At 57.4% G+C, this 8,059-nt stretch carries 7 protein-coding genes and 1 tRNA gene; all 8 read left to right on the top strand.

Features of this window, described 5'->3' with window-relative positions; translation table 11 throughout:
* Positions 1-387 (top strand): GatB/YqeY domain-containing protein (locus PROAA_RS15465; RefSeq protein WP_186412206.1); only part of this gene is annotated, 387 nt, incomplete at its 5' end.
* Between the two features lie 96 nt (positions 388-483).
* Positions 484-2,226: a DNA primase gene (gene dnaG / locus PROAA_RS15460; protein WP_186412205.1), complete on the top strand. Its 1,743-nt coding sequence runs from the start codon at positions 484-486 to the stop codon at positions 2,224-2,226.
* A 62-nt stretch (positions 2,227-2,288) separates the two neighbouring features.
* Positions 2,289-4,223: an RNA polymerase sigma factor RpoD gene (rpoD, locus tag PROAA_RS15455; RefSeq protein WP_186412204.1), complete on the top strand. Its 1,935-nt coding sequence runs from the start codon at positions 2,289-2,291 to the stop codon at positions 4,221-4,223.
* Positions 4,224-4,240: 17 nt separating this feature from the next.
* Positions 4,241-4,317: transfer RNA gene (locus PROAA_RS15450), tRNA-Ile, on the top strand.
* Positions 4,318-4,694: 377 nt separating this feature from the next.
* Positions 4,695-5,159 carry a glycine zipper family protein gene (locus PROAA_RS15445; protein ID WP_186412203.1) on the top strand — a complete coding sequence of 155 codons (465 nt, stop codon included), beginning with the start codon at positions 4,695-4,697 and terminating at the stop codon, positions 5,157-5,159.
* Positions 5,160-5,302: 143 nt separating this feature from the next.
* Positions 5,303-6,142, top strand: a complete 840-nt coding sequence (gene ppk2, locus PROAA_RS15440; protein WP_186412202.1) for a polyphosphate kinase 2 — start codon at positions 5,303-5,305, stop codon at positions 6,140-6,142.
* Positions 6,143-6,168: 26 nt separating this feature from the next.
* Entirely contained in the window at positions 6,169-7,326 is a 1,158-nt protein-coding gene (locus tag PROAA_RS15435) for a hypothetical protein (RefSeq protein WP_186412201.1), read from the top strand.
* A gap of 184 nt (positions 7,327-7,510) precedes the next feature.
* Positions 7,511-7,930, top strand: a complete 420-nt coding sequence (locus tag PROAA_RS19195; protein ID WP_245664305.1) for a cytochrome b — start codon at positions 7,511-7,513, stop codon at positions 7,928-7,930.
* Positions 7,931-8,059 lie beyond the last annotated feature (129 nt).

Here is an 8,059-nt window from a genome sequence, read left to right as displayed (position 1 = left end):
AAGCGCGACGCGATCCGGCTCCTGCTGGCGGCGATCAAACAAAAGGAAGTCGATGACCGTATCGAGCTCGGAGATTCGGCAATCATCGCCGTAATCGACAAAATGCTGAAGCAGCGTCGCGATTCCATCACGCAATATGAGGCGGCCGGGCGCAAAGAACTTGCCGATGCCGAAAAATTCGAAGCCCAGTTGCTCTCAGCGTATATGCCCGCCAGCCTTTCCTCCGGCGAAATCGCCGAAGCCATTGCAGCCGCCGTTACCGAAACAGGCGCCGCGGGCCCCGGTGACATGGGCAAAGTCATGGCCTTGCTTAAGTCGAAGCTTGCCGGGCGTGCCGACATGACCGAAGTTTCAAAACGTGTGAAAGCGGCGCTCGCGCCTCAGTGACGCGGCCGCAGTGAGGAGAAAGGTCGATTTGATGAATGTGGAACCAGGCCTCCGGTTTTACTCTTCACGCCTCACGCCTCACTCTTCACTACGTCCATGATCCCGGAGTCGTTCATTCAGGAACTGCTGCACCGCGTGGACGTCGTCGATCTGATTGACGGCTATGTCCCGCTGAAGAAGGCAGGCGCCAACTTTGCAGCGTGTTGCCCGTTCCACAACGAGAAATCACCCTCGTTTACGGTCAGCCCGACCAAACAGTTTTACCATTGCTTTGGCTGCGGTGCGCACGGAACGGCCATCGGTTTCCTGATGGAGTATTCCGGTCTCGGTTTCATCGACGCGATCAAGGAACTGTCCAACCGTGCTGGGCTGCAAATGCCGGAAGAAGAAGGCCGTGAAAATCGTGCGCACGATGCCCCGAAAATCACCGCACTGACCGAGATCATGGCGCGTGCGGCCAAGTACTACTACGAGCAATTGAAGCGTTCGGAAAAAGCGATCGCTTACCTCAAGGGCCGCGGCATCAGTGGTGAAATCGCTCAAAGATTCGGCATCGGCTACGCACCGGACGGCTGGCAGAACCTTGGCGCGGCCTTCGAAGATTACACCATCACCGCGTTGCAGCTCGTCGGTCTGGTCATCAAGAACGAACAGGGACGCCTTTATGACCGCTTCCGTGATCGGATCATGTTCCCGATCATGAACCAGAAGGGTGAAGTTATCGCCTTTGGCGGCCGCGTGCTGGGCGAAGGCGAACCCAAATATCTCAATTCGCCCGAAACACCGCTTTTCGAAAAAGGGCGGGAAGTGTTCGGATTACCGCAGGCGCGCACTGCGTTGCGCGAGAAAGACACGGCCATCGTCGTCGAAGGCTACATGGACGTCGTAGCGCTTGCACAGCACAAGGTCGGCAACGCGGTAGCGACTCTCGGCACGGCCACCACGACCACGCACGTTCAAAAACTGCTACGTCAGGTTGACCACATCGTTTTCTGTTTTGATGGCGATGCAGCAGGCCGCAAGGCTGCTTGGCGGGCACTGGAAAACAGCCTGGAAGCACTGCCAGAGAAGAAAAGCATCGGCTTTGCTTTTTTACCGGAGGCCGACGATCCCGACAGCTTTATTCGCGGCCAGGGCACTGAGGCATTCGAGCGCACGATCGCTCAGGCGACGCCACTCTCCGAGTTCTTGCTGCGGGAACTGGCTTCGAATTGCGACATCAGCAGCGCCGAGGGACGCGCCAGACTGGTGGCTGAAGCCAAACCATTGCTCGGCCGCTTGCAAACGCCATTATTGCGACTACAGTTGGTCAAACGGCTCGCTGAAATCAGCGGATTTTCCCAGCCCGAAGTTGAGCGCTTGTGCAACTTGCGTCCGATTGCACGATCTGCACCGGCGAAGGCGCCGAGACAGAAATATTCGCTGTTTCCCCGCCTGCTTCGATTGTTGCTGCAAAAGCCTGAATTGGCGAAAGGCCTTCCGCTGGACGTATTGGGAACCAATTCGCCCGAAGTACGCGCAGTCAGATACTTGTGCGAAACGATTGTGGCGGCGGGTAATCCGACACCATCCTACGCGGCGTTGCTTGAGCGCTTGCGAGGCAATGAAGATGAGAGCGTTCTCCGTGAGGCGGCAGCCGAACTGATGCAACACCCCTTCGCCGAGGAGGATATCGATGCCGAGTTTGACGGTGTGGTCAAACGGCTACGGGAAGGAGACAGCAAACGCGCTTTCGATATTCTGCAGGAGAAAGTCTACAAACTCGGCGTGGCCGGGCTGAGCAGTGAAGAAAAGCAGCACTATCTGCAGGCGTTGGGGGCACGCGGACGATCGGGCTGATGCAACGCAAGTTGTGGTAGAATTTGGGGTTTTTCCAGTACAACGCAAACCGGGAATTGGTCATGGCAAAGGGTACAAGCGGCAAGTCAGCAAAGGCTAGGGCGGCCGAATTATTGGCGCAAATCGGCAATCAGCCTTCTCCGATTGATGATGAGACGCGCAAGATGCGGCTCAAGACCTTGATCAAGCTAGGCAAGGAACGTGGCTTCCTGACCTACTCTGAAGTCAACGATCACTTGCCGGATGATGTCGTTGATGCCGAGCAGATCGAAAGCATTATCAGCACCTTCAACGACATGGGAATCCAGGTCTACGACGAGGCACCGGATGCTGAAACCCTGCTCATGTCCGACTCTTCGCCGGCTGCGGCGGCCGATGACTCCGACGTTGAAGAGCAGGCCGAACAGGCTCTTTCCACAGTCGACTCCGAATTCGGCCGTACAACCGACCCGGTGCGCATGTACATGCGCGAAATGGGCTCGGTCGAACTGCTGACGCGTGAAGGTGAAATCGAAATCGCCAAACGCATCGAAGACGGCCTCAAGCACATGATTCAGGCCATCTCCGCCTGTCCGACGACAATTGCCGAAATCGTCTATTGCGCCGACAGGATCGAATGTGACGAGATGCGCATTGACGAGTTGATCGACGGCCTGATCAATGCCGACGCAAACATAGAAGAACTGGAAGAGGACGAAGAGGCAGCCGTCGAGAGCGATGAAGGCGAGGATTCAGAAGCAGCCGAAGGTGCAGCGGCTGCGGCCTCTCTGCTCAAGCTCAAGACAGAAGGTCTGGAACGGCTCGCCGTTATCAAATCGCTTTTCAACAGGGCTCACAACGCGCTGGTCAAGAAGGGCTCCCAGGACAAGAACTATCTCAAGCTTCAGGAGAAGATCTCCAATGAGATGATGGGCATCCGCTTCACCTCCAAGACTATCGAACGCCTGTGCGACTCGGTGCGCGGCATGGTTGAAGAAGTTCGTGCCTGCGAGCGCAAGATTCAGCGTATTTGTGTTAACACGGTTCGCATGCCGCGTCCTCACTTCATCAAGGTATTCCCCGGCAACGAAATGAATCTCGACTGGGTCGACGAGGAACTCGCCTCCGCCAGCAGCAAGGCCTATGCGCCGACACTTACGCGCAATGCCCCCAACGTCATAGAAGAGCAAAAGAAGCTGCTCGCCTTGCAGGATCGCATCGGCATTCCGATCAAGGAGCTGAAGGATATCAACAAGCAGATGTCCACCGGCGAAGCCAAGGCCCGTCGTGCCAAGCGGGAAATGACCGAGGCCAATTTGCGACTGGTGATCTCGATTGCCAAGAAATACACCAACCGCGGCCTGCAATTCCTCGACCTGATTCAGGAAGGCAACATTGGCCTGATGAAGGCGGTGGACAAGTTCGAATACCGTCGCGGCTACAAATTCTCGACTTACGCCACGTGGTGGATTCGCCAAGCGATCACGCGTTCGATCGCCGATCAGGCGCGCACCATCCGCATCCCGGTGCACATGATCGAAACGATCAACAAAATGAACCGCATCTCGCGCCAGATTCTGCAGGAAACCGGCCTCGAAGCCGACCCCGCGACGCTGGCCAAGAAAATGGAAATGCCGGAAGAGAAAATCCGGAAGATCCTCAAGATCAGCAAAGAGCCGATCTCCATGGAAACACCGATCGGTGACGACGACGACTCGCATCTTGGCGACTTCATCGAGGATTCGGCGACGCTCGCCCCAACCGACGCCGCGCTTTTCTCCAGCCTGCGCTTCATCACCAAGGACGTGCTCGATACCCTGACGCCTCGTGAGGCCAAGGTGTTGCGCATGCGCTTCGGCATCGAAATGAATACCGACCACACGCTCGAAGAAGTCGGCAAACAGTTCGACGTTACTCGCGAGCGAATTCGCCAGATCGAAGCCAAGGCGTTGCGCAAGCTACGCCACCCCTCGCGCTCCGACAAACTGCGCAGCTTCCTGGACAGCGGTAGCCAATAACGAATATTCGCTTTTCCGGGCCTGTAGCTCAGTTGGTTAGAGCAGAGGACTCATAATCCTTTGGTCCACGGTTCAAATCCGTGCGGGCCCACCAGTATCACCGAGGCCTCCAGAGATGGGGGCCTTTTCATTTGCCGGGCTGCAGCTCGCTCTCGCGCACCTACAAGAAAGCCTCTCCCACTACGCACCGGATTTACGCTGGACCCGGCTTGCCATATGCAATATTAGCCGTTCATAAATCTCGCGTAGCGACGTACAATATTGGCATGGTGCTGAACTTGCCGCCTCGGAACCTTTGCTGCAACCGAGTTCGGCGACTAACTCATGCTGAATCGCGGTTACATCAAATAAGCAGCCTTGATGTGAGGAAATGGGCCATACCTGAGTTACTCGAAGCTGCGTATGCCTGCGGAGAGGATTGCGATTAATTGTCGCCCTGCTCTGTGTCAAATCTTTTTGGAGAAATCGAACATGAACAAGCGAGCCCTCTGGATAGCTGTGTCGGTTGCAGCAATGGTCGGTGATGCAAGCGCACAGCAATACGTGTACCCCGCAAACGGACAGTCCCAACAGCAGCAGCAGAGTGACGAGGCTTCCTGCTATTCATGGGCCGTTCAGCAAAGCGGGTTCGATCCTGCGAAGCCACCTCCGCAACAGGCAGCCGCACAGCCACCGACAACCGCAACGGGCACGACGCCGGGCGCAGGAGCGCGAGGCGCTGTGCGTGGCGCAATTGTCGGTGGAGCCTTGGGCGGAGATGCAGGAACAGGTGCTGCAGTAGGCGCGGTGGCTGCTCGAGGACAGAGCCGCCGGCAGAATGCCGCAGCCGCACAGCAGGGGCAGCAGCAACAGCAGGCGGCTACGCAACAGCAGAATGCATCCTTCGGCAAGGCCCGCGCGGCATGCCTCGAAGGAAAGGGGTATACCGTAAAGTAGGCGTGCTTCTATAGTCAGGCCGTTGTATTCAGCATCGTTCTGCGCAGCTCAAGGGAGCGCACATGCCCGGTATCGGGTGTATTTGGCACTGCAAATATCGATCGAAGATCACCGGTTTTCCTTACGCATGAATGGAGATAAGCATGGCTCACAAGAAGACGAGAAACGAATCGACTGTTGAGGAACCCAAAGCCGCGCCGCTGACCAACAAAGAGTATGCCAAGGAACTCAAACAACTGCACGTGGAACTGGTCAAGTTGCAGCAATGGGTGGTCGCCAAAGGGCTCAAGGTCTGCATCGTCTTCGAAGGGCGTGACGGCGCCGGCAAGGGCGGCACGATCAAAGCCATCACCGAGCGGGTGAGTCCGCGCGTCTTCCGTGCAGTCGCCCTGCCCGCGCCGACCGAGCGCGAAAAAAGCCAGATGTACCTCCAGCGCTACATGGCGCATTTCCCTGCGGCGGGCGAGATCGTCATCTTTGACCGCAGCTGGTACAACCGCGCTGGCGTCGAGCGGGTCATGGGCTTTTGCAAGCCCGAGCTGACCAAGAAGTTCCTCGACGCGGCGCCGATGGTCGAGCGCGCGATGGTCGAATCCGGAATCATCCTGCTCAAATACTGGCTGGAAGTGAGCCCGGAAGAACAGGAGCGCCGCCTGCGTGATCGCATCAATGACGGTCGCAAGACATGGAAGCTATCGCCCATGGACGTGCAATCGTTCAACCGCTGGGATGACTACACACAGGCTCGTGACGACATGTTCGCCGCCACGGATTCATCGTGGGCACCGTGGTTCGTGGCACTTTCGGAAGACAAGAAGCGCGTGCGCCTGAACGTGATCAGCCATCTGCTGAAGCAGGTGCCATACAAGGCAATGCCAGCCAAGAAGGTGACGCTACCCAAACGCAAAGTGTCGCGCACCACGACCTCCGACTATCCCTTCAAGTATATCCCCGAGCATTTGCCGGTCCAGGGCGCTTCGTGAAGAAGCGGTAGAGCCAAGTGAGGACGATGAGGGCGCGATTTGCGTACGGGCTGGTGGCGGCAACTCTGTTCTTTGCGACGGAGCTGGTCGCCGCCGATTTCGGAAGCAAGGATGGCGTCGCGCCTGCCAATATCGATGAAATCACCGAAATTCTCAGGCAGGATACCTACGACCTGGAATTGCTGATCAGCTTCGGAACGTCCAAGGGCGGTTCGGCCGGCCATCTCGCACTGGCCGTACGCGATGGGGTGCCGGGGGATGATCTGGTGTATTCGGCGAATTTCTATGCCGACCGCTCAGACGAGCACGCCTCCGGCTTCTACACCGCAGACCTCATGCTCGGCATCCCGAAGAAGGAGTATCTGTTCAAGACCTCCTCCTCGCTTGCTGATACAGCAGCGTTTGGCCTCGATTTCGGCGAAATCTACAAGCGCTCGGTCATCGGTGTGCGGGTGTATGGCGTACCGGCTGATGAGAAGACGGCGGTGACGGACTTTTTTCAGCGCGTCAACGCCGACTATCACCGGCAGGCCGAGGATACCGAGTACCACGATGGCGAGGTCAAATACGACTACATGCGCCTCAACTGCGCCAAAACCATTGGCGCGGCCTTCCGCTTCGGGGCGGGCTATGAACACCTCGAAGTGACCAGCGCCAGGCTGCTCAAGCGCCGCCGGATCGTCGTCGCCGCAACGGCCAATATCCCGATGGAAATGGCAATGAAACTCATCAAGGAGTGGGGCGCCCGCGGCTACGCCATGGATGTCGTGCTGTACAAGAAATACGATGGCTCCACCTTTGTCGATCCGCATGATGAGCCACCGGTGGCGTTCAAGGATTTGCCTAACCGGTTTCCCTCCGTGCTGTCGCGGGACTTCCGTCGTGACGCGGGGGAGTACGAAGATTTTGACAACCTCTATGCGATGCATCTGCTCTACAGCCTGGGCAGGTACCGCGTGCAGGTGAACGAACAGACCCTGCTACTGGAGGTCAAGCAGGCGAAGAACACCAAACCCTATGCGGAAGCCGTTGAGCTGGCGACTGCCGGCGCAAGGTCGGACATGGAAAACAACCGCCGCAAGCTGCTGTTCCGCTCGAAGGGTAAGTACTTCTGGGAATCTGCCGACAATTCGCACCTCTATGATTTCACCGAGGACGGCAAGCGCCAGCCTTCGCGCGAGTGAGCGACGCCCTGAAATTTCGCTGTTCAAGGGTTGTCGGACGGGGGAGCGAGAGTATAGGGAAGCTCATCATTTTTGTTGCGCAGACTGCAACAATCAATTCCGGATTACCCTCTGTAAAGCGGCAGTTGAAACCTTTAAAGTGCGCCCTGGTTCTAACGATCGAGGCAACGCAATCGTCAACTTGATGATCTACTCCTGGCACAAATGGGCCGGCGTTACCGTCTTTCTGCTCGCCGTCATGCGCCTGATCTGGCGCGTGACGCACCGTCCTCCGGATCTTCCCGACCGTATGAGCCGCGGCGAGCAGCTCATCGCCCGGGCGGCGCATGGCCTTCTTTATCTGCTGATGTTCATCATCCCGCTTTCGGGTTGGCTGATGAGTTCGGCCAAGGGTTTCCAGACCGTGCTCTTCGGTGTACTCCCCTTGCCCGATCTGCTGGCGAAGAACAAGGCTCTGGGCGACATGCTCGAAACGGTTCACTGGGGACTTAACGTGCTGCTTGCGGCCGTCGTAGTTGGTCACACAGCCGCCGCTTTCAAGCACCATTTCATCGACAGGGACGACGTGCTGACCCGCATGTTGCCGCACCACGGCCCGCGCTGATTTCATTGACGGAGAACCAATCATGAACAGCAGGATCATTCTTGTGTTCCTTTCACTCATCACCGCACTCGCCTGGCCGATCCACGGCTATGCAGACGAGTTCAACAGGGTGCAGGCCGACAAGAGCAC

Origin of the sequence: Candidatus Propionivibrio aalborgensis, assembly GCF_900089945.1 — a bacterium.
GTDB lineage: Bacteria > Pseudomonadota > Gammaproteobacteria > Burkholderiales > Rhodocyclaceae > Propionivibrio > Propionivibrio aalborgensis.
This window is presented reverse-complemented; position numbering and strand designations above follow the sequence as displayed.